General features: G+C 53.0%; 24 protein-coding genes. 6 read left to right on the plus strand and 18 right to left on the minus strand.

What is annotated here, in order from left to right:
• Window positions 1-124 precede the first annotated feature (124 nt).
• Window positions 125-508, plus strand: a complete 384-nt coding sequence (locus FD25_RS13610) for a glycine cleavage system H family protein (protein ID WP_057804790.1) — start codon at window positions 125-127, stop codon at window positions 506-508.
• A 133-nt stretch (window positions 509-641) separates the two neighbouring features.
• Window positions 642-857 carry a P8 family protein gene (locus FD25_RS13615; protein WP_057804791.1) on the plus strand — a complete coding sequence of 72 codons (216 nt, stop codon included), beginning with the start codon at window positions 642-644 and terminating at the stop codon, window positions 855-857.
• 154 nt (window positions 858-1,011) lie between these two features.
• On the opposite strand, the gene FD25_RS13620 is transcribed toward FD25_RS13615, so the two are convergent.
• From FD25_RS13620 to FD25_RS13665, 10 genes are all read right to left on the minus strand, one after another.
• The gene (locus FD25_RS13620) at window positions 1,012-1,704 is read right to left on the minus strand and encodes a phosphatase PAP2 family protein (RefSeq protein ID WP_057804792.1); all 693 of its coding nucleotides are present in this window, start codon (window positions 1,702-1,704) and stop codon (window positions 1,012-1,014) included.
• A gap of 171 nt (window positions 1,705-1,875) precedes the next feature.
• Window positions 1,876-3,255: a sensor histidine kinase gene (locus FD25_RS13625; protein WP_057804793.1), complete on the minus strand. Its 1,380-nt coding sequence runs from the start codon at window positions 3,253-3,255 to the stop codon at window positions 1,876-1,878.
• A 10-nt stretch (window positions 3,256-3,265) separates the two neighbouring features.
• Window positions 3,266-3,955: a response regulator transcription factor gene (locus tag FD25_RS13630; RefSeq protein WP_057804794.1), complete on the minus strand. Its 690-nt coding sequence runs from the start codon at window positions 3,953-3,955 to the stop codon at window positions 3,266-3,268.
• A 143-nt stretch (window positions 3,956-4,098) separates the two neighbouring features.
• Entirely contained in the window at window positions 4,099-4,728 is a 630-nt protein-coding gene (locus FD25_RS13635; protein WP_057804795.1) for a histidine phosphatase family protein, read from the minus strand.
• 16 nt (window positions 4,729-4,744) lie between these two features.
• Window positions 4,745-5,659 carry a DMT family transporter gene (locus tag FD25_RS13640; RefSeq protein WP_057804855.1) on the minus strand — a complete coding sequence of 305 codons (915 nt, stop codon included), beginning with the start codon at window positions 5,657-5,659 and terminating at the stop codon, window positions 4,745-4,747.
• A 237-nt stretch (window positions 5,660-5,896) separates the two neighbouring features.
• Window positions 5,897-6,580 (minus strand): methionine ABC transporter permease, encoded by a 684-nt coding sequence (locus FD25_RS13645; RefSeq protein WP_057804796.1) that lies wholly within the window; start codon window positions 6,578-6,580, stop codon window positions 5,897-5,899.
• Window positions 6,581-7,645 carry a methionine ABC transporter ATP-binding protein gene (locus tag FD25_RS13650; protein WP_083484180.1) on the minus strand — a complete coding sequence of 355 codons (1,065 nt, stop codon included), beginning with the start codon at window positions 7,643-7,645 and terminating at the stop codon, window positions 6,581-6,583.
• A 57-nt stretch (window positions 7,646-7,702) separates the two neighbouring features.
• Complete coding sequence (locus FD25_RS13655) at window positions 7,703-8,506, minus strand: MetQ/NlpA family ABC transporter substrate-binding protein (RefSeq protein WP_057804798.1); 804 nt, start codon at window positions 8,504-8,506, stop codon at window positions 7,703-7,705.
• Between the two features lie 543 nt (window positions 8,507-9,049).
• Window positions 9,050-9,598 carry a DNA-3-methyladenine glycosylase I gene (locus FD25_RS13660; protein ID WP_146999927.1) on the minus strand — a complete coding sequence of 183 codons (549 nt, stop codon included), beginning with the start codon at window positions 9,596-9,598 and terminating at the stop codon, window positions 9,050-9,052.
• A 326-nt stretch (window positions 9,599-9,924) separates the two neighbouring features.
• The gene (locus tag FD25_RS13665; protein WP_057804800.1) at window positions 9,925-11,565 is read right to left on the minus strand and encodes a peptide ABC transporter substrate-binding protein; all 1,641 of its coding nucleotides are present in this window, start codon (window positions 11,563-11,565) and stop codon (window positions 9,925-9,927) included.
• 411 nt (window positions 11,566-11,976) lie between these two features.
• On the opposite strand from FD25_RS13665, the gene FD25_RS13670 reads away from it, so the two are divergent.
• Window positions 11,977-14,229 carry a glycoside hydrolase family 3 C-terminal domain-containing protein gene (locus tag FD25_RS13670; protein WP_057804801.1) on the plus strand — a complete coding sequence of 751 codons (2,253 nt, stop codon included), beginning with the start codon at window positions 11,977-11,979 and terminating at the stop codon, window positions 14,227-14,229.
• 99 nt (window positions 14,230-14,328) lie between these two features.
• On the opposite strand, the gene FD25_RS13675 is transcribed toward FD25_RS13670, so the two are convergent.
• The 5 genes from FD25_RS13675 to FD25_RS13695 form a co-directional block, all read right to left on the minus strand.
• Window positions 14,329-14,784: a GNAT family N-acetyltransferase gene (locus FD25_RS13675; RefSeq protein ID WP_057804802.1), complete on the minus strand. Its 456-nt coding sequence runs from the start codon at window positions 14,782-14,784 to the stop codon at window positions 14,329-14,331.
• A 13-nt stretch (window positions 14,785-14,797) separates the two neighbouring features.
• A complete protein-coding gene (locus tag FD25_RS13680) occupies window positions 14,798-15,781 on the minus strand; it encodes a choloylglycine hydrolase family protein (protein ID WP_057804803.1) in 984 nt (327 codons plus the stop codon).
• A gap of 162 nt (window positions 15,782-15,943) precedes the next feature.
• Window positions 15,944-19,111: an AAA family ATPase gene (locus tag FD25_RS13685; RefSeq protein ID WP_057804804.1), complete on the minus strand. Its 3,168-nt coding sequence runs from the start codon at window positions 19,109-19,111 to the stop codon at window positions 15,944-15,946.
• Window positions 19,108-20,241, minus strand: coding sequence for an exonuclease SbcCD subunit D (locus FD25_RS13690; protein ID WP_057804805.1), 1,134 nt, complete (start codon window positions 20,239-20,241; stop codon window positions 19,108-19,110). The genes FD25_RS13685 and FD25_RS13690 overlap by 4 nt, the downstream gene beginning before the upstream one ends.
• 3 nt (window positions 20,242-20,244) lie before the next feature.
• Entirely contained in the window at window positions 20,245-20,817 is a 573-nt protein-coding gene (locus FD25_RS13695) for a DNA-3-methyladenine glycosylase I (protein ID WP_057804806.1), read from the minus strand.
• 220 nt (window positions 20,818-21,037) lie between these two features.
• Between FD25_RS13695 and FD25_RS13700 the strand changes: the two genes are divergently transcribed.
• A complete protein-coding gene (locus tag FD25_RS13700; protein WP_057804807.1) occupies window positions 21,038-21,970 on the plus strand; it encodes a matrixin family metalloprotease in 933 nt (310 codons plus the stop codon).
• A 142-nt stretch (window positions 21,971-22,112) separates the two neighbouring features.
• A complete protein-coding gene (locus FD25_RS13705) occupies window positions 22,113-23,063 on the plus strand; it encodes a GH25 family lysozyme (RefSeq protein ID WP_057804808.1) in 951 nt (316 codons plus the stop codon).
• 170 nt (window positions 23,064-23,233) lie between these two features.
• On the opposite strand, the gene FD25_RS13710 is transcribed toward FD25_RS13705, so the two are convergent.
• Entirely contained in the window at window positions 23,234-24,358 is a 1,125-nt protein-coding gene (locus tag FD25_RS13710; RefSeq protein WP_057804809.1) for a family 8 glycosyl hydrolase, read from the minus strand.
• Window positions 24,359-24,378: 20 nt separating this feature from the next.
• A complete protein-coding gene (locus FD25_RS13715) occupies window positions 24,379-25,038 on the minus strand; it encodes a hypothetical protein (RefSeq protein WP_057804810.1) in 660 nt (219 codons plus the stop codon).
• 228 nt (window positions 25,039-25,266) lie between these two features.
• On the opposite strand from FD25_RS13715, the gene FD25_RS13720 reads away from it, so the two are divergent.
• Window positions 25,267-25,893, plus strand: coding sequence for a response regulator transcription factor (locus tag FD25_RS13720; protein ID WP_057804811.1), 627 nt, complete (start codon window positions 25,267-25,269; stop codon window positions 25,891-25,893).
• A 69-nt stretch (window positions 25,894-25,962) separates the two neighbouring features.
• On the opposite strand, the gene FD25_RS13725 is transcribed toward FD25_RS13720, so the two are convergent.
• Window positions 25,963-26,283 (minus strand): metal-sulfur cluster assembly factor, encoded by a 321-nt coding sequence (locus FD25_RS13725; RefSeq protein WP_225428554.1) that lies wholly within the window; start codon window positions 26,281-26,283, stop codon window positions 25,963-25,965.
• Window positions 26,284-26,477: the final 194 nt, after the last annotated feature.

The raw sequence follows: 26,477 nt of genomic DNA on the forward strand, positions 1-26,477 counted from the left end.
AAGTTAAGTTTAGCATAAGCACCGACCCCCAACAACTCCCCAGGATAGCGGAACGTCGATGGTTGTCAGCGGTTCCATAAATCCGTATACTAGAGTCAAATTCACAATTGAGAGGAAGTTTATGATGACTAATTCAACCCCATCCTTCTGGCAACGCCTAAAAAATTGGTGGCACCACCGCCACATCCCCAGCACCCCACCTTTGACTGTCAAGGACGGTGTGTGGATCGAGCAACGGGGGCACGGTCACTATCGCCTAGGCTTGGCCAGCGACGCGCTCACCCAGATCGGTGAGATCAGCTTCGCCGACCTGCCCATCATGGTCGACGACGACCTGCTAGCCAACGACGACATCTTAGAGGTCGAAAGTGATAAGGCGGTCGAAAATTTCAAGACACCTTACGCGGGTACCGTGACTCAGGTCAACGAAGCCTTGGTCGCCGATCCCAGTACCATCAGTCCTAAACGCCAAGCGGACAATTGGATTTTAGATTTACAGGTCGCCTGACCAAGCACCTCCTAATCTGGATAAATTAGTTCCCATTTTTCTTAAAATGAACTATCATGAGAATTGAAGCCGGTGGTACCCATGCCAATCAACTGAGCTACACTGACCCAATTTTTAATTGGAGGTAATGGTTATGGCTGTTGTATTTAAGACCGCTTTATTGGATGAAAAGATGGACGAAGTTTTTGACTGGTCCAAGGATTCAATTCCTGTTCGTGACGCCCTTTGGGATCACTTCATGGAAGCCAATGGTCACAACACCGATGAAACTGAAGCTTCGATGCAGAAGATCGATGCGAAGTCTGACGCTGACGTCAAGGCTTACGTTGAAGAAAATCTGAAGAAGTAACCGGCTCACTTAAAAATAACGTCGTCCATTATGGTGGCGTTATTTTTTTTGGCCTAAATTTAGCCGCATGCCCACCAACCTACCTGGCCAATCAAAAACGGACGGTCCGGAATTCCCCAATTCCAGACCGTCCGTTATTTTTATGCCGTCTTCTTTAGTGTCCCCAATTTATTTTTTCTCGTTGCTTACTCCGTTGACCATGCTTAGCCTGTGGGCGTTGCGGTAATCGTTTGACCAATACCGGCCACCAGACACGCCATTGATACCACCACCCCGTGGCCAGTAGCAGGCTAGCCAGCGTATCGCTGGGATAATGAGCCCGTAAAACCAACCGCGAGATTAAGATCAAGAGGACCCCCAAGCCCACTAATCCCTGTAAACTAAAGCGTAAGCGACCCGCCGGTAACCATTGAGCGATGAGTACCCCTAACGCCAACGCCAGTAACGTCGCACTAAACACGTGGCCACTGGGAAAGCTGTACCCGCTGTCGGCAATGACCGGCAAGACCGGTCGCGATCGAGCCACCAGCTGTTTAAAACACCAGGCAATGGCATCCCCACTGATCAATAACGTCCCCAGAAACGCGGCCCATTCACGGTGTCCCCGCCACCAATAACCGGCCGCCATGAGCAGGATTAAGCCACCAGTCACGACTGGACTCCCGATAAGCGTCATAGCGTGAAACCACCGAATCCCCCCCCGCGCTAAGTGCGCCGAGACGATGGCCAACCCCCGCTGATCCACGGCAGTTAGAAAGGCAAACCGAAATTTCGCCAGTAACGCTAAAATGCCAAAAAGCCCTAAACCACTCAGCGCAAAATATTCATTTTCTTGTCGTCGTGACATGTCTTCGTCTCCCCCTATCCGGCTAGCCAACTAATCAAGCTCGTGACAATTAAAATGCCTAACTGCAAACTCCCCATTGCACCCGTCTCTTTCCGCCTAAAAGCCTTCTATTTCAGAACACCTTCTATGATAGTCAAGACTTGCCCTTTTAACTACTTATAGGAAAAGAGATTAATCTGAGATTTTTTCAGAATTGGGCGCCGCAAAGGTTAATTCAAACCGGCTTCCCGTGGGCTGGTTATCTTGAATCGTCACCGTCACGTGGTTTAACGCCGCCAACTGCGCAACAATGGCTAACCCCAAGCCCGTGCCAGCCACCTTCTGATCACGGGCGGACGCAGAACGGTAAAATCGGTCAAAAACTTTGGTTTTGTCCGCGGCCGCAATTCCCGACCCCAGGTCCTCTACGGCCACCGTCACGTGAGTCCCCACCGTTACCCGCACCGTAATGCGTTGATCAGCCGGGCTATACTTACCGGCATTGTCGAGCAGGGCACTCACCATCTGTTGAACGCTAGCGGCGTTCCCATTAACGACCGCCGTTGTGGGCCCCTGATAGGTAATGGATTGCGTAAAGACCGCCCGCTTTTCCACGAGCGTCTCGTGAATTAGGGGCACCACATCGAGCGTCGTCAATTTAAGCATCCCCCGATCGGCCCGCGATAACGTGAGCAGACTATTAACCAAACGTTGCATCTTCGCCGATTCGTCATCGATAAACCCCAGCGAACGGGGAATGATTTCGGGATGCGCGGCCCCCCGCCGTTGAACCAGCTGCACGTGGCCCCGAATCGCCGTGATCGGCGTGCGCAGTTCGTGAGCGGCGTTGGCAATAAATTCCCGTTCCTGTTGCGTATGCTGATTAATGGCTCCCAATAGCGCGTTAATACTTTGGGCCAACTGATGGACCTCTAAGGGCTGCTCCGGCACCGGTAACGCCACCTTGGTCTGCGGACTTTGCGCCTGTTGCCGTGCGGTATCACTCAGAGTCGCCAACGGTTTCGTGATGCTGCGGGCACTCACGCGGACGTAGGCCCACCCGATCAGTAAAATCAAAAGGGCCACCGCCGTCACCACCGCGGCCACCAACCACAATAGACTCGTAATTGGTTCTAGACTGACCCAGGTCTCGAACGAAACGTGAGCCCGCGATCCCGAACGATAATAGGTAATCCCGTACCCCGGCGTGTAGGTCAACGCCTCAAAGAAGGGAATATCATAATGTTTCGCTTTGATAAACGTGCGTGCGTTGGGCGAATAATAAGTTTTCGTCACTTTCCCTTCCAGATTAGCCAGCACGTAAGTTCGGCGGGTATCGATGGCACTATTTTGTCGCCACAAGTGCCAGTCCCAAGCTTGCCAGTCGGGTTCCCAATCGTTCAGTGAGCGTTTGAGACTGGCAACCACGTGGTTCGAGATTCGCTCCTGCTGCTTGAGTAGCTGATAACCCACCGTTCCGACAACGCTTAGGCCCATTAGAAGAGTCAGCGCCACTAACATAATCAGGAACCGGCGTTGAATCTCTTGAGCGGTCGTTAAACGTTTCGTCATGACAGCCCCCTTACCGGTAATCGGCCGACAAGACGTACCCCACGCCCCGAACCGTGTGAATCAGGTGGGGCGTAATCAGATCCACCTTATGTCGCAGATAGCGAATGTAAACGTCAACGATGTTGGGTTGTCCGTCAAAGTCTACCCCCCACACGGCGTCTAACAACTCATCACGCGTTAGCGTCTGCCCGGCGTGTTGCATCAGGCACAGTAATAGTTCGTATTCGCGTTGGGTCAACTGAATAAGCCCATTTTGCCGTAGGACCTGTCGCGCCGTGGTGTCGAGGGTCAAATCGGCCACCTGTAATTGCTGGGCTCGCCGTTGATGGCCCTGTTGGTGGCGCAAAATGACCCGAATTCGAGCGAGTAACTCTTCAATATTAAACGGCTTGGTAATGTAATCGTCCGCCCCAGTATCCAACCCGGCCACCTTGTCACCGACGTAGTCTCTGGCCGTCATCATAATGACCGGCAAATCATCGCGTTTTCGAATCCGGCGTAGGACCTCTAACCCATCCAGACCAGGTAACATCCAATCCAATAAAATCAAATCTAGCCGTCCCCGGTGACTCTCGTAGATTTCCAGTGCCGCCTGCCCGTCGGTGGCGTTGAGCACCGTATACCCCTCAAACTGTAATTCACTGGTTAAGTAGGTAATCACGGCTTCCTCATCCTCAACCACCAAAATAGTGTTTGCCATAGTAGTTTCCCCCATATCTAATTTTTAAAGTTAATTATAAGGCGGATAACCGCGGGACACAAAACTTCTAACGGAACTTAAAAAGTTTCCGGCAAGCTTAAAAAAACCGCAACCTCTTCACCGAGGTTGCGGTTCATTTTAACTCACAGGCTCAGCCGTGTGAGGCTGTACCCCCGCAAATACCGGTGGCCCGTGGCCGGGTCAATCGTGGTGCGGGTTAAGCTGGCGTTACGCGGTTCGGGCAACGCAACCGACGTCTCTAAGCCCAGCATCATCAAAGCGGCCACCTTAATGGTGAGGCCGTGACTGATCACCAGAATGTGCTCATACGGATACTTGACCACCAGTTCAGCCACCAGTTGGCCCACCCGTTCCTGGATCTGACCGTAGCTTTCACCCTTGGTTCGGGGCAGCCAATTCGGTAAAACCTCGTGAGTTAACGGGTCAAAGGCCGCCGGATAGCGTTTCTGTAACTCAGCGGTCGGTTGCCCCGTCCAATCGCCGTAGTTTCCCTCCATCAACCGTGAATCCAGCGTCAGGGGCAACGTCTTGGCCGATCCGGTAGTGAGAATCGCCGCGGTCTGACGTGTTCGTTGTAACGGACTCACGACCAGGCGGTTATAATCGGTCATCTCGAGGTGCACCAAGAGATCTTGGACCTGCTGTTCCCCCGTCGTCGTTAAGGTGGTGACGGTCGTATCTAATTGTCCTTGAATGATGCGATTCACGTTAGCTTGGGTTTGCCCGTGTCGCACCCAATCAATCGTTGTCATACCCGTTATCCTCCAGTCAATCTTCCTGTTCTTCAAAAACAGTCGTGACTTTGCGTCGACCCCGTTGGAGCAGATAGATAGCCACGATAACCAAGACGGAACCAATCACTTCAGCTATGGTAATTTTAAGACTTAAGAAGAGAATCGACAAGATAAACGTCATCACGGGCTGCGTCGCGTCCACGATACTGATCACGTCGGACGGCGCAAAGTGACTACTGTACAACAACAGGGAGAACGGCAAGATCGTCCCCACCAAAATCACGGTACTCATGGAGGCGAGTAACCCGGTCGTTAACGGCGGCGTACTAACCCAGACCGGATGGTTCAGGTTAAAGACGATCCCGGCAATCAACGTGCCCCACCCTAAAACGGTGATTGGAGAATGCCCGTCGTCTCTGACCAACGTCCGGGGTAAGACCACGTAGCAAGCCGCGGTGATCCCGGAACCGATCCCCCAGAGCAGCGAATCAAAGGGAATCGCCAGTTGGGAGATGTTCCCCCGGGTAATCGCTAAGAACACCCCGATCATGGCCACCACGAAGGCCACCATGTCGCTACGCAACGGCCGCTCGTGCTTAAAGAGGAAGCTGCCTAACACGATAAATAAGGGGCTCAAGTATTGCAAGATGGTCGACGCCGCGGCGTTCCCGGTCTGCACGGACATGTAGAAGGTCAACAGGTTGGCCCCCAGTCCAATGATGGCGTAGGCCACCAACCAAGCAATCTCGCGTAAGCTACCAAAGACTGCGAACGTTTTCTTACCATATAAAACTAAACTAATCAGTAACAAAACAACGCCGGCGCCCAGAGTTCGGGCGGATAAGAACCAACTGGCCGGAATATCCTGGCCCTGTGAAATAAACTGTAACACGGTCCCGGAAATCCCAAACATGGTCGACGCCACAGTCGCCCAGAAAATCCCCTTCATGATACTGCCGGCTGGCGTATTTACTGTTTTCAACGCGCAAAATCCTCGCTTTCGTTCACCATTTTTAATTTTCTAATTCTAACGAATCATGATTAAAATTTGCTAACAAACAGCAACTTTTTTCACTAATTTATGGGTGGCACCGCTAATCTCCCTCTATATAAATTTACTTATAAAAAGGTTGCCAGACAAAAAGACGTGATCCGCTCAGATCACGTCTTCTCTGTTTAATTAAGGTTAAGCGTTGTGGTCCACGTGGCGGGCCAGTAAGTCCCCACACAGCTGAATGGCGAAAACAATCACCAGAATAATCAGCATGGCCAGGATGGTCACGTCACCTTCGAAGCGACTGTACCCGACGTTGATGGCCAAGTTCCCCAGGCCACCCCCACCAATGGCGCCGGCCATGGCGGTTAGGTCGATCAGACTGATCAACGTGAGGACGGACGAACGGATAATATCCGCTAAGCCTTCCTTGAGGTAAACCCGAAAGATGATGGCAATGGGACCAGACCCGACTGCTTCGGCGGCTTCGATCACGCCCCGGTCGACTTCGGCCAAAGCGTTTTGAATCTGCCGCGCGTAGAACGGTGCGGACCCGATAATCAACGGCACAATGGCCGCCGTGGTCCCAATCGCCGTCCCGACGATCAGCCGCGTCACCGGCGCGATGACGGCCAGTAAGATCACGAACGGAATCGACCGGAACAGGTTGACCAGTTTATCGAGGATGTTATAGACGACCTTGTTTTCGAGAATCCCGCCCGATTGGGTGACCGTTAAGCCAATCCCAATGGCCATCCCGATGATCCCCGCGATGATCGCGGTGAACAGGGTCATGTAAATGGTTTCGCCAGTGGCCTGCAGGAAATCACTCTTCATGGTTACCGCGTTAGGAAAATATTGGGCAAAGAGTTTCAACTAGGCCACCTCCGAATCATTTGGCTTGAGTTGCGTGACTTGAATCCCGGCATCCCGGCAATACTGCCAGGCCTGATCCAGTTGGTCGGGTTCCCCGGCCATGACCACCACCAGGTTCCCTAATGGCGTATCTTGCAGGATTTCCACGTTGCCGTACAGGATGTTGGAGACCACCTGATAACGTTTGAACAGTTCGGTGATTAGCGGTGCGTCGGTGCTGGCGCCCACGTATTTGAGTTGGACCAACCGGTGATGGTCGTCCAACCCCAGTGCGTTGGCTTGCTTGTAGATCTTGTCGAGCGCTTGGTCGATCTGCGTGGCGGTGTTGATGAAGTCTTGGGTCAACTTCTGCTTGGGTTCACTGAAGATGGTGACCAGGTCCCCACGTTCGATGATCTCACCGTCTTCCATCACGGCCACCTTGTTACAGATTTCCTTGACAGCTTCCATTTCGTGGGTGATCAAGACCACCGTCAAACCCAGGTCCTTGTTCAACTGCTTAAGCAGTTCCAAGATCGCCGTGGTGGTCTTGGGGTCCAGAGCACTGGTGGCTTCGTCACTAATCAGAATTTCAGGATCGTTGGCTAACGCCCGCGCGATGGCGACCCGTTGCTTTTGGCCCCCAGATAACTGGGCAGGATAGTCGTTGGCCTTTTCACTCAACCCGACTAAAGCCAATAGCTTAGCGACCTTTTCTTTCCGTTGGGCGTGGGTCAGCTTACCGCCCTTCAGCGGATAATCCACGTTGTCGGCGATGGTCCGGGCGTTCATTAGGTTGAAGTGTTGGAAGATCATCCCGATTTTCGTCCGGGCTTGCCGTAAATCCTTAGCCTTCATCGCGAGGATGTCTTGGCCGTTAACAATGACTTGGCCGGATGTGGGCCGTTGAAGACGGTTAATCACCCGGACGAGGGTGCTCTTTCCGGCGCCGGAATACCCGACCACGCCGTAGATGTCCCCCCGATTGACATCTAACGAGACGTGCTTAACGGCTGGTACCGTTTGGCCCTTATTATGGAAGGTCACGTCAACGTCCTTTAACTGAATAATCGCATCTTTGGTCACTATCGCATTCTCCTTACTCGCCATGCCGGCAATTCTCACTTAACGCCACGGGGTTGTCTACCATGCTGGAACGGACAACCCGTGGTAGTACTTCTTGATTAACTTCTTAGTTGATTCGCTTTGGTAAGCCTTAACGATCTTCTTGTAAGTCTTGTTGTTCTTATCCGCCTTGTTCGCCGCAATGATGTTGATGTACGGGATTGAGGCCTTGTTAAGCTTTTCCTTGAAGATGCATTCGTTGTTCGGTAACTTCGCTTCAGCCGCAAATTCGTTGTTGACCACGGCACCGGCCGCATCCGATAAGGAACGTGGCGTTTGCGCGGCATCAACTGGCGTAATCTTTAACTTTAATTTGTTTTCCGTAATGTTCTTAGGTGTTGGTAACTCAACCTTGTTGTCCACCTTGATCAAACCAGCGGATTGCAGTAAGTGTAAAGCCCGCCCTTCGTTGGTCGAATCGTTAGGAATGGTGATTTGGTCACCTTTCTTGATGGCCGACACGTTCTTAACCTTCTTGGAATATAACCGTAGTGGTGCGCGGACGGTCTTCCCGATGGAAACGATGTTGGTCTTGTGGGCCTTGTTCCACGCTTGCATGAAGAACGTGTGTTGGAACGAGTTAATATCGATTTCGTGGTTGGTCAGCGCCGCGTTGGGTTGATTGTAATCCGTAAAGGTCACTAACTTGATGTTGACGCCTTCCTTGGCCAACTTGGTCTTAATCGGCTTCCAAATCTTTTCGTCGGATCCCATGATTCCGACCTTGACCGTCTTGTTTGAGCTGGATTTCCCACAGCCAGCAACGATTAACAACGGAATCAATAATAGAAATAACCAGGCAAATCGTTTAAATTGCTTCATTAATAAAATCCCCTTTTTCCTCAAAATTTATAATAGCTAATTGCCAAGTGATTGAACCCGGACCAAAAGAAAAAGTCCGCTCCTAAGTTAATAGAAACGAACTTGTCGTGGTACCATTCTAGTTTAAGTCAGCGTTTGACGGCCGGCTCCTCATTAACACTCACCGCTAAAGCGGGAAGTGCGTGCACGGTAATGAGTGCCAGTCATCGTCACCTCATTCTAACGAACTCAGCAACGCCAATTCATTTCAGGCCATCTTCACCCCGGCGTGGGCTACCCGCTTGCAGCAAATCGCGAGCTCTCTATCAAACCATTACCGGTGGCTACTCTCCTGATCACATTGTTTTCAATCACTTAATTTACAAGTAAGTCTAATGCAACTTTAATCCGGTGTCAAGGCGCAGCCGCAATAAATTTATTTATATCAAAACGCGTCAGACCGGCGTTTGGTCGTTAAGCCCCCGCCAGTCTTGAAGAAATCGTTCTCAGTCAAACGAGAATTCTCATCTTAATTTCAGATACTTGCAGCGCACCATTAAGGCGCTATTCGTCCAAAATCTGATCTTGCAAAATACCGGCCGCCTTTAAGAACATGTGCGTGACCACCGGGCCCACAAATTTACACCCGCGGCGCTTTAAATCCTTAGCAACCGCGGAACCGATGGTCGATTGATTCACGATTTCGTCACGCGTAACCACGGGTAATAGCAACGGCGTGCCGTTCACAAAGTCCCAAAGGTAGTCGGCAAAGCTGCCAAACTCGGCCTGAATCTGGGTAATGGCCCGAGCATTTTGAATCGTGGCGCGAATCTTGCGGACGTTACGAATCATCTCGTCGTCTCTGGCAATCCGCTCCACGTCAATTTCCAGATCGAACCCCGCCACCTGGGCAACGTCCATCCCGGCAAAGACGCGGCGGTAAACGGGTAATTTACTAGCCGCAGCCTGCCAACTGAGACCCACCTGAAAGACCCCCACGGTCATCAGCTCAAACAAGATATGATCATCATGGGTCGGCGTCCCAAAGTAGGCATCGTATTCCTTGACCCCGTTGGTGTGCCACTGGTGCCCGTCGTCAACGGCAATGGTCATGGTGATCCCCTCCTCCATCATTCAGTGTACCATGTTCACTAATAGTTGAGGGGAACTTTTCGACGCCTAAGAATTGGTTCGTCACCAAACAAAACACCGGCAACTGAGCTTAACAATCCCCCTTCACCACATCCACTTGAAACTCGTACAAGTCTCAGCTGGAGGACCAGACAAAAATGGGCTCAGGGGCGAAATTTATCTTGGTCGGTGTTTTCCAACCGGCCTAGACAAAGGTCGGTCTTCAAGACCTGGTTTTAGGGCTTGAAGCCGTGCCCGCCCCGTTCCAGCCCATTTTTGTCTGGTCCGGAAGCGATGACAACACATGCCTACTTAATATAGGCGTACTTGTAACTCCACTGCGTGCCGGCTGTGTTGTGAATCACACCCTTGACCGTCGACCGTTGAAGGTAAGCGTAATCTGCCTGGTACAGTGGCGTAAAGCTCTGTTCCTTGTTCAACAGCTTAGCGCCCTGCACCAGATCCTGCCAGCGCTTTTCCGGCGTAGCAGCATCCTGGTTTTGAGCCTTGGCAATCAACTTGTCATAGGTCTTGTTCGACCACTTACCGTAGTTCAAGGAGTTCGAGCTCAACGGAATCTGCATGAAGGAGATTGGGTCGTTGAAGTCCGCACCCCAGTGTGACAGGTAGATATCGAAGTCCCCGGATTGCGAGCGTTGCTGGGCAACCTGCGCCGGTACGTTTTGGATGTTCAACTTAAAGCCAGGTAGCGTCTTTTCCAGTTGGCCCTTCAGGTACTGGGTGACCGTGCTGGCCATTGGATCATCATTTCCAGCCAGAACGCTCAGTTTAACTTCCTTGGTTCCCAATTGTTTCAGCGCTTGTTGCCACTTTTGCTTAGCTAACGTGGGATTGTAAGTCGTGGTATTCTTAACGGCTTGTTGCGTCGCAAAATCTTTGCCGGTCTTGGGATCCTTGGCCAGGCCGCTGGTAACAAACCCGGTCGGCGTTACGGAACCGTCGCCTAAGACCTTCTTGGTCAACTGCTGACGGTTGATGGATAAGGCGATTGCCTGCCGTAAGTTTCGGTTACTCAACGCCGCTTGCTTCGTGGCGTCGGTATCCTTAAAGTTATACTTCAGGTGAATCATGATGGAATACGGGTATTCCTTGAACTCGGAATCGTTCTTGTAATTTTTGACCTGTTCGTTGGTTAATTGCGCCAAGTCCAGTTTCTTGTTTTGGTAAAGCCCTAAGCCCGTTTGCTGGTTCGTCACCACTTGGTAGTTAATCTTGTGCAGCTTGACCACCCCGTGATCCCAGTAATCGTTGTTCTTGACGAATGACCAGGTATTGCTGGTTCCTTTCCAGTTTTCAATCTTAAACGGCCCACTGTAGACCATGTACTGTGACTTCGTAGCGTATTTCTTCCCGTACTGCTTGACCACCTTTTCGTTTTGCGGGGCAAACAACGGGTAGGCCATCAGGATCTTAAAGTAGGCCATGGGCTTAGTCAGCTGCACCACCACGGTCTGCTGGTTCTTGGCGTGAATCCCAATCTTATCGGGGCTCATCTTGCCGGCAATGATCTGATCGCCGTTCTTAATACCGGAGAACAAGTACGTGTAGGTCGACTTGGTGGCCGGCGTCAACGTCCGGCGCCAGGAGTACACGAAGTCCTTGGCGGTAATCTTGTCACCGTTACTCCACTTAGCGTTGTCCCGAATATGGAAGGTCCAGGTCTTTTGATCCTTGGACTCCTGTACCTTGTCGGCTAACCCGGGCGCCACCTTGCCGTCCTTGCCTAACCGATAGAAGCTTTCAAACACGTTCCCGGTCTGTCCGTAGCCGGTGGCCTTCGCTAAATCAATCGTATCCAATTGCGCGGTTGCCGGTAAATTCAAGTCTTGCTTGGGTTGAGCGCTGGTCGTGGATTTCCCACAAGCGGCGAGCCCCACTCCTAACGCAACCACTGCGGTGACTAATCCTAAACTCGTCCATCTGTTCATTCCTGACACTCTCCCTTTCGTTCCTCAATTTGGCGTGCAACCACTGACGACAAAAAACGGGTGTTTCCCCACGTTCATCGTGGAGAAACACCCGTTGACAGAAACACTCGTCGTTATGTAAGGCTACGAGTTTGCCGGGGACCCCGAATGAACGCAACGCAAAAGACACATGTTACATTCGCAACATGCGGCAACAAACCCTTGAATTTGGGTAGCGTTGGTTAACATTCGTGAGTCCCCTCCTTTAAAATTTATGTTCGTCTCGATTGCACTTCCTAAAAGTAACCCACTTCTCCTGGCTTGTCAACGGTTATGATTTTTTGATTAGGAAAGCCCCTTCACTGGTAACATCTTCGTCCTGAAAACGGTATACTGGGTTTAAGCTGAACTCAGTAGAAAGGATTTGAACGTATGGACATCGAAAAGACGCTGGCGGCCCTCACGCTGCCGGAAAAAGCCGCTTTAGTTTCGGGAAAAAATAGTTGGTACACCGCAAAGATCGACCGCCTGGGGCTCCCCGCCCTGATGATGACGGACGGCCCATCGGGATTACGGAAACAGACGACCGCCACCAACGACCTCAACCAGTCGGTTCAGGCCATCACCTACCCGTCATCGGCGCTCAGTGCCAGTTCCTGGAACACTAACTTGCTTCGCCAATTGGGGGAACACCTCGGGATTGAAGCCCGCGCGGAACAAGTTAGTCTCCTCTTAGGTCCCGGCGTCAACCTCAAGCGTTCACCGTTGGGCGGTCGGAACTTCGAATACTTAGCCGAAGATCCGCTAGTCGCCGGCAAGCTGGGCACTGCCTACGTTCAAGGGGTCCAATCCCAACACGTCGGCGTGGCCTTGAAGCACTTTGCCGCTAATAACCGGGAAAATCAACGCTTCACGGCCTCCAGTGATATGTCGCAACGGACCCTCCGTGAATTATACTTAAAGACGTTCGAAATCATCGTTAAAAAGGCCCTCCCCGCCACCGTCATGGCGTCCTATAACCGGATTAACGGCGTTCTCAACTCCCAAAACCACTACCTGCTACGGGACATTCTCCGCGACGAATGGGGGTTTCACGGTGCCGTCATGTCCGACTGGGGGGCCGTCGCTAACCACGCTGCGGCTCTAAGCGCCGGTCTGGACCTAGAAATGCCCGGCAAGGGTCAGGCGTCGATCGACGAAATCGTCAAAGCCATCGAAACTGGAGAACTCGATGAAGGAACGTTAAACAAGTCCGTTCGGCACCTCCTCCACCTGATTCAGGATTGCCAAGCCGCCCCGCAGGCCAAGACCTACGATCACGCCTCGCATCACCAATTTGCCCGCAAGCTGGCCGATGACAGTATCGTCTTACTGAAGAACGCCCACGACGAATTACCCCTGGTTCCCGCCAAGACCGGTAAACTAGTCGTGGTGGGGGCTTTAGCTAAGCATCCCCGTTATCAAGGCGCTGGCAGTTCGCACGTCAACCCGACTCACCTGGTTACCCCGCTTGACGCGTTGGCCGACAGCGGTCTGAGCGCCACCTACTATCCGGGCTACCGGTTAGACGATGACGAAACCGACGAACAACTGGCCGATGCCGCGTTAGCCGCCGCCAAGACCGCCGATCACGTGGTCGTCTTTGCCGGCTACCCCGCCGAAGAAGAATCCGAAGGGTTTGACAAGATCGACATCCTCTTACCCGAAAACCAAACGGAACTGATTGGCCGGTTAGCTAAGATCAACGCGCACACCACGGTGGTCCTCCAAAACGGGTCCGTCCTCGAGATGCCGTGGATCGAAAACGTCGCCGCGGTGGTCGAAACCTACCTGGCTGGGGAAGCCGTCGGGGAAGCCACCTGGGACATTCTCACCGGGAAGGTCAATCCATCGGGCCACTTAGCCGAAACCTTCCCGCTGCAATTAGCGGACACCCCGATGGCGCCGACCTTTGGCCAGGACCCGCACCACGAGTACTACTCCGAAGGGATCTTCATGGGTTACCGCTACTACGATACCCACGAAATGCACGTCCTGTTCCCGTTTGGTCACGGTCTCAGCTACACAACTTTCGAATACACGAATTTAGAAACTCAGGCCGACGCGCACGGCGCGACCATCACCTTCGACGTTACGAATACGGGGAAGGTCGCCGGCAAATCGGTCCCGCAACTCTACGTGGCAAACCACGCTTCCCACGCCCCGATGCCCACCAAGGAACTTCGGGCCTTCACCAAACTTGCCGTGGCGCCGGGCGAGACCCAAGCGGTCACCCTGCACCTAAGCCGGCAAGACTTCAGTTGGTGGCGGGAACGCAAGCACCGTTGGCAGGCCGATACCGGGGACTACGAAGTCATGATCGGTGAATCATCCCGCGATATTCGCTTGCAGACTAAGCTCACCATGAACTTCGAGAACGCCCCCGCACCACTTTCGCTGGAAAGCTACCTCTACCGGGTCATCGCCGATCCGCGGCTCAAGGGCCTCTTCCAACGTATCGTGATTACACCGCTCTCCCAGCCCGACGTCCCCGCTAACTTCTTTAGCGAGCTGGACGCTGACGGTCAACCGTTAGCCTTCCATAACCGAATGTTCTTGAATATGCCGTTACGGGCCCTGATTGCCTTGGGGACCCCGGATAAACCCATCAAAACCTTTATCCGTCAGGCAAATCAAGACCGGTAATTAATCAATTTAGTTGCTAATTCTCAGCATTAAAAAGGACTTCACGATTTTTTCGTGAAGTCCTTTTACTGGTTGGACCTAGTTCTCACCAACCATTTTCTACGATTTTTTCATGGGTAAAACCATATCCAGGTGCGGAATCCCCGTGTCCAGGTACACCTCACTGGTCGCTTGAAACCCAAACGACGCGTAAAAGTCCTGCAGGTACGCTTGCGCTTCAATGTCAATTTGTTGGACGTCTGGCCACTGGTGCCGAATCGTCTGAATTGCCTGCGTGACTAATTGCCGGCCCACCCCAGCCTTACGAGCAGAAGGGGCCACTACCACCCGACCGATTTGAACGTGCTCCTGAGCACTCGGAATCAAGCGCGCGTAGGCCTTTAACTCATTTTGGTCATTAACCCCCATCAGGTGAACGGCCACCCGATCGTTAACGTCGACCTCTTGATAAGCACAATTCTGTTCCACCACAAAGACGGCGGTCCTGAGCTGATAAATCGCCCACAACTCGTCCGTGGTCAGTTGGTCAAAGGTTCTGGTTCGGTAATTAATCATCGGCACGACTCCCTTAGTTTAAGGCTTGAATGTGAACCTGATGAGTCAACGGGTACTCCGTTGGTGTTTGGCAATTTTCCAACAACTCGTCGGTCAACTTCAACGCCTGAAGTTCCTGATTATCATAGGGTTCCATGTAATAGGTGCGCTCCTCTAACCCCATGTACCCGCGATATTGCGTGTAGTCGCTGGTCCCATCGGCCTTGAGTTTTACCCCCTTAGGAATCGTAACGCTATCCAGCAGGTGTTGCAACAGGTTTAACGTGCTGGGGGTGTCGGCCGTGGGTTGGCTGAAGTGCTTAGCAAACACGGTACGAACGAACCGCGATGGCGACGTGTAATCACCCGGTAAGCCCAACGCCCCCGTCCCCGGGCCCTGAGTCTTCAATTGATACCCTAAGTAATTGTTTAAGGGTCGTTCTGCGGCCGTTAAGGTACCGTAAGTGCTTAGATTTTGCAGGTGCCAACCAAACTCCGGCGAATTGGTCATTACGCCCACCGGATTGTCAATCAGCCGTAAGTCGTGACTGGTGGCCTCCAGCACGGCCGTTGCTCCCGTTGGATCACTCACGATGAAATGGAGGGGTGTGACGACTTGTAACAACGCCACCGGCACGTTCACCAGTTGAATGGTCTTCACCAATTCGCCCAGTTCCGCCACACTACCGGCATTACCCAGTGCCCACGCGGTAAAGTCATGGGGCGCTAACCCCAATTTATCATTAGCCGCCTGTTCAACGTACGCCGTGTTCCCCGGGAAGTATAACGCGGCGACGCCTAGTCCCTTCTCGTTGACCCCGTCGACAAATATCTCGTGGCCTAGCGTCCGACCGGCGCCGACAAAGCCGTACGTGGTGGTAAACTCGCCAGCATCCCCCTTCACGGTTCGGTGGCGCGGCATAAACATCGGCCGACCATCCAACTCAAAGGCAAAATCCATCGTCCGGGCGAGGAAGTGATCGCCGCGGCTATTTTCATACGTCAAACTGGTACACATTCTGGTCATCCCATTTCTACTTAATTATTTGACCATTTTACCCTCTTTTCAGAAGCTTTGCACGAATAATCGTTGATTATATAACCAATTTCGTAAAAACCGATAAAATCCCTTCGTACCGCCCTTTAACGGTTTAGGGGACTAGATAATAGCATCCCATTTTTACCCGTTTTCGTGAATCTGATACGTCAGGTGACTTTCCCCGTTTCCCTGGGCCACCACCTGTAATTGGTTAGGGACCTGCGCCCGCAATTCGCTCACGTGACTAATAATCCCAATCATCCGGTGCTGTCCCTCAATCGTTTCTAAAGATTCTAACGCGGTCATGAGCGCGTCCTCGTCTAGCGACCCGAACCCTTCATCGATAAACAATGCCTCCACGTCGACGCTACCGGTCGTGCGTTGAATCACTTCTCCCAGCGCTAAGGCTAAGGCTAACGCCGCAATGAAGCTTTCCCCACCGGAAAGCGTGTGAACGCTTCGTTGCTCACCCACGTGGTCATCGTAAACGTTGATTTCTAAGCCCGAATACTTCTTTGAAGCTGCGGGCGTGTCGTCGATCACAAACTGGTACCGTCCGTTGGTCAGCTGTTGCAACCGATGATTCCCCACCAGCAGGATTTGCCGTAGATAAGTCTGCAGCACGTAGCGTTCCAATCCCAACTTACTGTTCGGACCATCCCCATTTAAAACACCCGATAATTCATCTAAGGCTTGGGTCTGCTGTAAAGCCGTCGCCTGAGCGGCCAGTTGTTGTTGGAGCCGTTGGCTCAATTCCGCGTTTCGTTGCCACTGTTGGTGTGCGGCGTAACGGTCCGCCTGCCGCTGGGCGACCAAGGCCTGCGCCGCGCTTAGGGCCGCTTGGGTCTGCTCTCTGTCTGGCTGTGGTTGATTGGCTAATCGTTGATGCAACTCAGCAATGGTTACCGCATTTTGCGCCTGTTCCGTACGAAAGGCTTGTAGCCGTTGCCGGTAGGTTGGTAATTGCGTTAACTGGTCCAACTGCCGAGTAATCGCCGTCGTAGTGGTCGGCGTGACGGTCAGGTCATGGGCGGACAACGTTTGTGCCACGGCTGCTTGAGTGGTCGTAACCCGTTGCGTACTCTGCTCAAGCTCGTGGGTGGCCGTCTGTAAATCGCTTTGGGCAACGGCCAGAGCCTGAGTCGTCTGGGTCACCCGTTGTCCCAAAGCGTCCCACTGCTGCTGGGCGGCCGCTAGTTGGGCTTGCCGGGTTTGTTCCAGTTCGGTAAATTCATGCAGCGTTAGCGCATCCGCCGGTAGCCGCCGCTGCTGAGTCGTTAGCTGACCCTTAACTTGTGCGAGGGCCGTTTGCGCCGCCTGAGTCGCCTCCTGTGCCTGGGTCCAAGCGGTCTGCTGGGTCTGGGCCGTGGCTTGCAGGTGGCCTAACTGGGCCTGGGCCGTGCGTACCCGGGTCAGGGCTCGTTGAACTTGCTCAGTTTGTTGTTTGGCTTCGGTCTGTGCTTGGGTCAACGTCGTCTCCAGCGTGATCAGTGACGCGTCGGCCGGCACCTCTAACGTCGCGGACATAGTCTGTCTCAATGTCGCGGTCTGGGTCGTAAAGTCGGCCTGGGCTTGGGTCAACGCCGCTTGTTGTTGAGCGAGCTGCGTCGCCAGTTGGGTGGCGGTTTGTTGGGCCTGAGTGGCCGCTTGCTGCGCTTGCTTAACTAGTGCCGCCGTGACGGGTGCCGTGACCGTGCTGACCGCGGGATGGGGGTGCGTGGTGGCCCCACAGACGGGACACGGACTTCCCGGCGTCAATTGGGCACTCAACTCCGCGATTTGGGCCCGTAACCGGGCCTGATACCGCTCTTCCGCCGTTGCTTGGGCCTGGTCAGCGACCGTCTGAGCCGTCTTCACCCGTGCCGCTAGGGTCGTTATTTGTTCAGCTTGATCGGCCAAGGCTTGTTGGTCGGTCGTCAGCTGGGTCAGCCGTTGTTGCCAAGTGGTATAAGTGGCGGCCGTTTGCTGAAGGGTCTGACTTTGAGCGTACCAGGTCCCCTGCTGATCGATAATGGCTTGGGCGTCCTTTTGGGCTGCGGTGGTGGTCGCTAAATCTGCCGCCAACCGTTGAACGTCCGCTTGGGCGTGCTCCTGGGCCGTTTGCGCGGCCGTTTGTTGTTCCTGTAGTTGCGCAATTTGCTGATAGAGGGGTTTAATGGTCGCTTGTTGGGTGAGCTGCTCCTGTAAAGTTGTGAGCTTAGTCGGCAGGTCGGCCGCCGCTTGTTGCGCCGTTTGGGCCTGAGTTAAACTATCCTGAGCCTGCGTCACCCGTTGATTGGCCTGGTGTTGATCAGCCTGGCGTTGCGTCACGGCGGCCTGCGCCGTTTGCCAAGCCTGCCACTGCGGTCGTAAGCTTTGAACCCACTCTAATTCCGTTAGTTGCTGTTGTAACTGTGCCATAGCCGGTGCTTGTTGCTTTAACGTCGTTTGGGTGGTCGTTGCCGTCGTTAATCGGCGCTGATCGGCCAGAAATTGTTCCTCCTGGGTGTCTTGCCGCGTCAGGGCCGTCACGGTTTGTTGCGCCGTCGCCAACTGGTCGATCATCGCCTGCTCGTGTTGCTGGGTTGCCATCTGCTGCTGGGCCATGAGCTTCAGCAAATCATCGGTCTGGTGGTTAGCCTGAAGGTCGTGCGCCCGATCTTGATTGGCCGCCGTCCACTGCAACTCGTTTTGCACGTGGTCCAGACTTGCTAGTGCTTCCTGATTTGCTCGTTGGCTTTGCCGCAACTGGGCCTTGAGCTGATCCGCCCACCGGGCATAGACCGCCGTATCAAAAAGCTGTTCCAGTACCTGGGCCTTGGCGTCACTATCCGCCACTAGAAATCGGCGAAACTGCCCCTGGGGTAACAATACGATTTGGGCAAACTGCTTGCCATCCATCTGTAACAGGTCTTGTAAAAAGTCTCTGACCTGCCCAATCTTGGTGAGCTGCCGTTCCTCAACCTCATCGTGCCAAACGGTCAACGTGACGCTCGCCGTGACATCGGTCAACCCGGTGCCCCGTTTCTTCGCTAGGGTCTGTGCGGGCTCCCGCACAATTTGGTAACGCCGGTCGCGGTGGGCAAACCAAAACTCTACCCGGGTTCGGTCGTGCGGGGTCGCAAAGTCCGAGCGCATCGCGGGCGCCTCCCGGTCGGTCCCCGACGTTTGATCGAACAACGCGTAGCACATCCCATCAAAAATGGTGGTCTTACCGCTCCCCGTTTTCCCACTGATCAAAAATAACGGCGTCGTGGCAAATTTAGTAAAGTCCACCGTAGTATCCCGGTATGGACCAAAAAATTCTAAGTGTAAACTGAGTGGTCTCATTTTTTAGCCCCCTTCTCGGCCGCCTGGAGTGCCGTCTTCGCCCACGCTTGTTGCTGGGCAGTCAACTCATGTTGGGTAACCTGTTCGAAAAAGTCTCCCATCAAAGTGAGCGGATCGCGCTGAGTTTCCTGGGTCGTCATCACCTTCGGGGTCACCGTTAATTGGTTCACCCGTTTTAATTCGATGATTCGCGGAAAGCGGGTCTTCAAGCGTTGCATGACGTTTGAAATCGGTGTGGTGTCCGTTAATCCGATGGTCACAAAGTCTTCTTTGGTCACCGGATACGCCTGCTGCGGGTCCATCAAGTGGTCAAAGCTGTCCTGTAAGACCACTAAATCATGCAACGGCGTCAACGGCTTAAAGGTTACCGTGACTGGCGTCGTGGCCGTGTCCACCAGCCAAACGCCCTTCGTATCATCCGCCTCACTAGTCGAAAACTTCAACGGCGAGCCACTATACTTCATCGTCGGCTCACTTTGCAAAGCCTCTTTGCGGTGTAAGTGTCCCAACGCGACGTAATCAAAGTCCCGTAAAAGATCGGTGGGAACGGCGTTTAAGCCGCCGACCTGCACCAGGGTTTCGGAATCACTGTGCTGGCTCCCCGCCGCGAAAAAGTGCGCCACCAACACGTGTTTCTTGGCCGGATCAAAGGCAGCCTTCATGGCGGTCACCAACCGGACCATCGCCTGGGTCACCGTGCGAATCTCGGGATCGTCGAACAATTGACGCACCGCAAACGGCTCAAAATAGGGCAGTAAAAAGAACTGGGTATCCCCCACCGTCACCGGATGCAGACTTTCCGCCACCGTCGTTTTCAAATAGAAATGGGTACTGGCAAACCACTCCCGACCGTAACCCAGGCGGACCGCGGAATCGTGATTCCCGCTAATCGCCAGGACCGGCAAGTGTTCCTGGCGGTTGAGGTCCACCAGCATGTGGTCAAGCACCGCCACCGCGTCTTCTCCCGGCAGTGCCCGGTCGTACAAATCACCCGCGATGACCACCGCGTCCACCTGTTCGGCCAACGCGATAGCCTTAATCTGACGGTACGCATCCTCCTGTTCCGTAAGAAGATCGTAGCCGTGAAGTTTCTTACCGATATGCCAATCGGCCGTATGTAAAAAGCGCATGTCTTACCGCTCCTTTCGGTGATTTTCCGGTGCCCAATCGCAGGTCATTAAATGGTCGTTGATCAGTCCCGCCGCTTGGAGAAACGAATAAATGGTGGTCGGTCCCACAAACTTGAAGCCCCGTTTCTTCATTTCCCGGGAAATCAAACGGGCCAAATCCGTGGTCGCCGGGATCTGGTCCGCCGCCGTGAAGTGGTGGCGAATGGGATGTCCACCGACAAAGGCCCATAACCAGGTACTAAAGTCGCTTCCCGCCGGCCAATGCAAAATGACTTGCGCGTTATTGACCGTGGCTGCCAACTTAAGCCGGTTGCGAATGATGCTGGCATCGCGTTGTAACCGTGCCAGATCCGCTGGCGTCATCGCCGCGACCTGCGCCAAATCATAGTCGTAAAAAGCGCGCTGAAACGCCGCACGCTTATTGAGGACCGTCTGCCAACTCAGTCCCGCTTGATAGGTCTCTAAACATAATAGTTCGAATAACCGTTGATTGTCGTGCAGGGGCTGGCCCCATTCCGTATCGTGATACCGCTGAAGACTCGGCGATTGTTCCGCCCAAGGACATCGTGTGACCATCGTGCATTCCTCCTAAAAAATCGTTACCCTTACTATACCAGATTTCCGTCTAACACGAACATATATTCCCCTTTAGTTTCATTATGAAATCGGCTCCATGCCCGCTAAGTGGGGAATTATGTCATAACTTGTCGCGGCTGTTTTGCTTGACCCACCCCGTTGAAAGTCATATGCTATTGTCAATTATAAATGTTTTGGGGATTTGAGGAGGTTATCTATCATGCGTACCACACATCGATTCAAGATCCACACAGTGTTTGTGGCAGCCGCCGCTGCCCTCTTAGTGACACCCGTTGCCGTAAGCGGCACGGTAACGGCTCAGGCCGCCAGCGTAAAACCCACGACCAGCGTACTCAAGAAAAGTAACAGCTATTACCGCAAGAACGCTAAGACCCTCGGGAAGAAGTACAAGCTCGCCTATGACGCTCAGACGGCCCTTAAGAAGAACGGTAAGGCCGTCGTGTGGGTCAACACGTCCGACAAACAACTCAAGCAAAGTGTTCAGTTGGCCATGGACTATTGGAATCACAAACTCGGTAAACAAGAATTCACTAAAGGTTCTAAGAAATCCCACACCCTCACCTTTTCGGTCTCCCATGCGCAGGCATCCAAGAGTGACAATAGCGATGCTTGGTGGACCCCGGCAACCAAGAAGGTTCAAGTACGGTGGTCCTACTATCAGGACGCCCAAAAGGACATTGCTCAACGGATGAGTGCCCCGTACCAGACGGCCTTTGACCACCAATACCAAGCCACCATTACGGCGACCGCTAAGAAGAACTTAGCCGCCCAAGGTGTCAGTTCGAGTGCCAACAACTACAGCGCCCTGGTGGAACAAGAAGAGGTCAAGGTCGCTGAGAGCTTACCCGCCTTTCAGAACGTGAACAAGACGCTCACGGCCATCAACACTTCCGTCGCCGCTCAGGGGCGGATGTACGAATACGCCAGCACGATTGCCCACGAATTCGGGCACACCATGGGCCTAGATCACTCACCGAACACCAAGGATTTGATGTATTTTGAAAGTGGGACAAACAAGATCTACAGCTATCAACAAGTAACCACAAAGATGAAGACGTATAATCCCGTTACCGCCACCGATAAGGCGCGAGCACAGTTAGCCTTAAAGATCTACGTGGCCGTTCATAAATAGGTTCCGCCAACCCACACCCGTTTTTTTGACGGCGTGTGGGTTTTGTCTTGCAATCGAACTGTAATTAATTGTAAATTTGCGGTAACCTCCGCTCCGACAATACCGTGTACAATATAGTCGATAAAGACTGAGGAGGATTTCTATGCAAACTAAGTTACGTCGATTCGGTATCGGGTTAGCCGCCATGGCCGCCGTTGCGGCGGTAGGGATTGGGTTGAACACCACCACTGCTAGCGCTGCCGGCACTAAGATTGCCGATGTCTCGCAATATCAAGGAAATATTAACTGGACCAAGGCATCTAAAGACTTAAAGTACGCGCTGATCCGGGTCCAACACGGGAGCAAGGGTGACGCTGGTTACGTGGTCGACACCAAGCGCAACGTGAACGCCAACGGTGCTTACAAGGCTGGCGTGCCATTCGGTCAGTACATGTTCGCCGAATTCACCAGCGTGAAGGACGCCCAACAAGAAGCCAAAGACTTTTATAACCGGAGTAACAAACACACCAAGTTCTTCGTCCTGGACGAAGAAAAACGGATGGGCTCAGCCAAGAGTTCCGAACAGACCTACGTTAACGCTTGGTTGAAGACCATGCGGAAACTGACCAACAAACCGTTGATCATGTATTCCGGGGAATACTACGCTACCTCAAACAAGTTGAATTTCTCGAAGTTTGACGGTGCTTGGATCGCCAAATACAGCACGACTAAGCCGAGTGTACCGGGTGTTAAGGCCGACTTATGGCAATACACCAGCACCGGGCGGGTCGCCGGCATCAGCGGTAACGTGGACTTGAACAAGGCGTTACGGCCTTCCGTCGTTAACAGTTGGTTCAGTGGCAGTGCCACTCACGGCTCTTCCACGACGAGTTACTACACCACGGCGACCGGCGTTACCGGGGTCACCACCAAGAAGCCCGTCTACGAATACTCGTCCACGAGCTTTACCAAGGCTCACCGGGGCACTAAGGTCGCTACGGGGAGTAAGTTAGCCGTCAAGGCCATCGCCAAGAACAGCAAGAACGCTTACCGGTTCCAATTAACTAACGGGAAGTACGTTACGGCTAATCAAGCCTACGTGGCAACCTACTAAACTTGATTTTCCAGTCGCTCATAATCGTGAGCGGCTTTTTTGGTTTTAAACTGGCCATCATAACCACGGACTCTCGCCTCATTAAAACGCCAAGTATTCCCCATTCAGGAATGCTTGGCGTTTTAACGTTACTGTTCGCAAGCTAAGTGTGCTTAGCCCTGCTTTAATCCTCACGAGAGCGCCGTTAAGACTTGCAACGTGGCGCCAAAGTAACTCTTTTTCTGGATCATTTTTGGCAGTTGGTGGGCCAACCGTCGTTGTAGCGTTGAGCACTTTAGGGTCTTGGCTGCCAGATAAATTGGCGCGGTGAACGCCGGGTTCGTGTAGTGGTTAACTGCCCGACCGCCAAGCGTATACCCCGCGGTCACGGTGTGGCGCCGATTAAAGAACGTCAACTGCTTGCTCAACGCCCACTTGGTCACCCGGTCTTTGGTTAGCCGGTAGGTCTGCGCCAGCCGCCAAGGGACCCGACACGCGTTGTACCCGTACTGATTATCGGTACCTGATTCAATCTCTCCGGGCCGCACCGTGGTTAGTTTGAGACTGGCCCCCCGCACCCGAATGAAGTCGGGAAATAACCCCGTCTGGTGCCGGGCACTCAGTTTTTTAATCAACCGTTGACTTTGTTGGGCCACTCGGTTCCAATCTGACTTGCCCGTAAACTTGGCGAAGGTCTTAAAGTACCCCGTCATGAGGTCCCCGGTCCGCAACTTACTAAGATCGTTAGCACTTGTGGCCCAGTTTCCCATCAACGGCAGCTTGGTCGTAGGATTGACCTCGTGCGCCAGAATGGCGGTTAACAAGCGTTGGGCCGCCTGCCGATAATTAGTGGTTCGGCTCCCCCACTGCCGGTCGGCTAGAATCAACGCGTAGGCGATGTCGAGATCGCCATCAGTGGCACTGTTGCGTTCACTTCCGACGCTGGTCAGCCGCCCGTTACGACGAGTTTGCTGCCAACACATTAGCGGATTTTGACTAGAGATTCGGTGGGTCCGGTAATACCGATACAGGTGATTAAAAGTGGCATGCGTGTTGGCCCCTTTCTTGGCTGCAAGTACGGCCGCCAACATGCCGTACCCCTGACTCTCCGAGACCACCCGGGTTGCGCCCTGACCGTCGTTCATTCGAACGTACTGCTGTGTCCGGCCGCCCACGTAGGCGTGCTGCCATTGCCGATACCAGGTGATGGCCTGACTCGCCTTGGCCTGCGCCGGCTGAGGGGGATTGAATAAGACACCCCAGCTCAGAAACGCCAAAAGTACTAATCCGCTAATTTTCCATCCTCGTAGTTGCACATTAAGTCGCCCCTTCACCTCTAACTTAGCCAAGAATCTAGCTCAAACTTTCGCATGGTGATTCGGTGCGCCGCCATCGCGGTCAACGCCTGAAGCTGAGTCGTCGCCGGATCTTGAGTGAGCTGGGTCATCGCCGCAGCGACCTGGTCGGCCGGTAACACCCATTTGAGCGCGTCTAATTGTTGAAAAATCATCAACAACTCACGGTGGGCCGGCGTCAACGTCTGGGTCTGTACCTCGTGACCTAGCTGCGTCATTAGGTCCTGTTTGGCCGCCACCGTGGGCACGTAGATGGTATGGGGCATCAGGTTATTTTGAAAAATCACCTTTTCCACTAACTGCCGCCGTTCCAACTGGGGGCCAATCGTATCATAAACCGCATTCGCTAGGTTCCAGCTAACCAGCAGTTTAAACACGTCTTCGGTCTGATTGCTTTGGTTCAGCGCCGCTTGGAGCCGTTGCGCGATCATTTGCAGGCTCGCCGGTAACGCTGCCGTCAACCGGGCCGGATTGGGGACCGTCACGTGCTGCTCGTCAATCGTGATGAGGTCCTGCTGGCGCAAGTCGAAAAAGGTCGCTAAGACTAGGTAGGCTTGCGTGGTAAACCGGGTCCGTAACGTAGGTCGGCTGGTAATTTTTTCCGTCAATAAGAGATATTCCTGAGCAATAGGTAATTCCATGAAGGTTCCTCCTGACCAATTATTTCTTTCATTATATTCTGCTCCCCGGGAAAACGAAACCACCGGTTAGCCGCTTCTAGTTCCTACCGAATTATATGGAAGTTAATTTATTTTCCCAAAAGTCAAAAAGCGTCGGAATTTCGGCACTTTTTTACTCGTTTCGTGTTAAACTGAAGAAAAGATAATTAATTATCAGTCTGCAAAATCCATTTTCTAGGAGGCGCGAGCATGATGTATCGAGTGGGAATTTTAGGTCAAACGACCACGCTAAAAGAACGCGTGGCGTTTCTCGTCAATCAACAGCCAAATTGCGCGGTTACGACCCGTCTGACGGACTGGACCGAACTCCAGGTGGCCCTACCGACCCTGGACGTTCTGTTCGTGCTGGCTGCGGACTATACCGAAGACCTGATGACATTAGCCCACGCCTACCTGGATCCATTGGACCCGTCAACGCGGGTGGTGGCTTTAGGTAACCTCTGCTCCAAGCACCTGGCCGAGGACTACTTAGCGCAAGGCATCGCCGCCTACATTCTGGCTGATTCGCCCAACCACGAAATCGTCTGGGCGTTGCAAAGCGTCCTGGACGATCAACCATACTTGGACGCACAAATTGACCCTTGTCCCACCCGTGAACAGCTGCATAACAACAATTATACCCGCCTCTCCAAACGTGAGATCGAGGTTTTTCCGCTGATGGTTCTGGGTTACGCCAATAAAGATATTGCCGCGCACCTCTATATCTCACCGAAAACCGTTGAGGCCCATAAGGCCAGCATCATGCACAAGCTCAACATTCACTCACGGCCTGAATTAGTCCGTTACGCCTTAAAAAACAATCTGATCAACGCCTAAACGAAAACCAGGTGGTCCGGGAATTTCCGGACCACCTGGTTTATTTTTTCATTTTTAGTCATGAACCGTCTATTCATGTACTCCAAGGGCAATTTTAGCGTAACGGCTCATCTTGCCGATGTTCCAAGCGGGTTCCCAGACCAACTCCAAGTCGCAGGTCTCAACGCCATCCGCCGCCATGACGGCTTGGCTGATCTGGTTGGCCAACACGTTACCGATGGGGCAACCCATGGTCGTGAGCGTCATGGTCAGATCACAATGGCCGTCCGTGACCTTCACGCCATAAATCAAGCCGAGGTTAACGATGTCCACCCCAAGTTCGGGGTCAATCACCTTTTCCAGTTCCGCAACAACGTTTGATTCAACGGGTGATAAATTTTCGGTATCCACGTGAATTCCTCCTTCGGGTCGCATCAGCCTAGGCAGCCTGAACGACCCACTTATCCATACTTTTATTATACCGGAAACCGTTCTCAAAATAATCAGGAACTTCCCCTATCTTTAGCGGTGACTTTTCCCAATTTAAAAAAAGGGCACAAAAAAAGTACTAATGTTAGATTTACGCACTACTAACATTAGTACTT

The organism is Levilactobacillus acidifarinae DSM 19394 = JCM 15949 (assembly GCF_001434835.1).
Lineage (GTDB): Bacteria > Bacillota > Bacilli > Lactobacillales > Lactobacillaceae > Levilactobacillus > Levilactobacillus acidifarinae.

What these genes read in the sequence shown, in the direction of transcription:
- FD25_RS13705 (WP_057804808.1), top strand. Translation starts at nt 22,113, where the DNA reads ATGCAAACTAAGTTACGTCGATTCGGTATCGGGTTAGCCGCCATGGCC.
- FD25_RS13620 (WP_057804792.1), bottom strand. Translation starts at nt 1,704, where the DNA reads ATGTCACGACGACAAGAAAATGAATATTTTGCGCTGAGTGGTTTAGGG.
- FD25_RS13640 (WP_057804855.1), bottom strand. Translation starts at nt 5,659, where the DNA reads ATGAAGGGGATTTTCTGGGCGACTGTGGCGTCGACCATGTTTGGGATT.
- FD25_RS13615 (WP_057804791.1), top strand. Translation starts at nt 642, where the DNA reads ATGGCTGTTGTATTTAAGACCGCTTTATTGGATGAAAAGATGGACGAA.
- FD25_RS13680 (WP_057804803.1), bottom strand. Translation starts at nt 15,781, where the DNA reads ATGTGTACCAGTTTGACGTATGAAAATAGCCGCGGCGATCACTTCCTC.
- FD25_RS13675 (WP_057804802.1), bottom strand. Translation starts at nt 14,784, where the DNA reads ATGATTAATTACCGAACCAGAACCTTTGACCAACTGACCACGGACGAG.
- FD25_RS13665 (WP_057804800.1), bottom strand. Translation starts at nt 11,565, where the DNA reads ATGAACAGATGGACGAGTTTAGGATTAGTCACCGCAGTGGTTGCGTTA.
- FD25_RS13715 (WP_057804810.1), bottom strand. Translation starts at nt 25,038, where the DNA reads ATGGAATTACCTATTGCTCAGGAATATCTCTTATTGACGGAAAAAATT.
- FD25_RS13685 (WP_057804804.1), bottom strand. Translation starts at nt 19,111, where the DNA reads ATGAGACCACTCAGTTTACACTTAGAATTTTTTGGTCCATACCGGGAT.
- FD25_RS13610 (WP_057804790.1), top strand. Translation starts at nt 125, where the DNA reads ATGACTAATTCAACCCCATCCTTCTGGCAACGCCTAAAAAATTGGTGG.
- FD25_RS13670 (WP_057804801.1), top strand. Translation starts at nt 11,977, where the DNA reads ATGGACATCGAAAAGACGCTGGCGGCCCTCACGCTGCCGGAAAAAGCC.
- FD25_RS13635 (WP_057804795.1), bottom strand. Translation starts at nt 4,728, where the DNA reads ATGACAACGATTGATTGGGTGCGACACGGGCAAACCCAAGCTAACGTG.
- FD25_RS13690 (WP_057804805.1), bottom strand. Translation starts at nt 20,241, where the DNA reads ATGCGCTTTTTACATACGGCCGATTGGCATATCGGTAAGAAACTTCAC.
- FD25_RS13695 (WP_057804806.1), bottom strand. Translation starts at nt 20,817, where the DNA reads ATGGTCACACGATGTCCTTGGGCGGAACAATCGCCGAGTCTTCAGCGG.
- FD25_RS13630 (WP_057804794.1), bottom strand. Translation starts at nt 3,955, where the DNA reads ATGGCAAACACTATTTTGGTGGTTGAGGATGAGGAAGCCGTGATTACC.
- FD25_RS13700 (WP_057804807.1), top strand. Translation starts at nt 21,038, where the DNA reads ATGCGTACCACACATCGATTCAAGATCCACACAGTGTTTGTGGCAGCC.
- FD25_RS13660 (WP_146999927.1), bottom strand. Translation starts at nt 9,598, where the DNA reads ATGACCATTGCCGTTGACGACGGGCACCAGTGGCACACCAACGGGGTC.
- FD25_RS13625 (WP_057804793.1), bottom strand. Translation starts at nt 3,255, where the DNA reads ATGACGAAACGTTTAACGACCGCTCAAGAGATTCAACGCCGGTTCCTG.
- FD25_RS13720 (WP_057804811.1), top strand. Translation starts at nt 25,267, where the DNA reads ATGATGTATCGAGTGGGAATTTTAGGTCAAACGACCACGCTAAAAGAA.
- FD25_RS13655 (WP_057804798.1), bottom strand. Translation starts at nt 8,506, where the DNA reads ATGAAGCAATTTAAACGATTTGCCTGGTTATTTCTATTATTGATTCCG.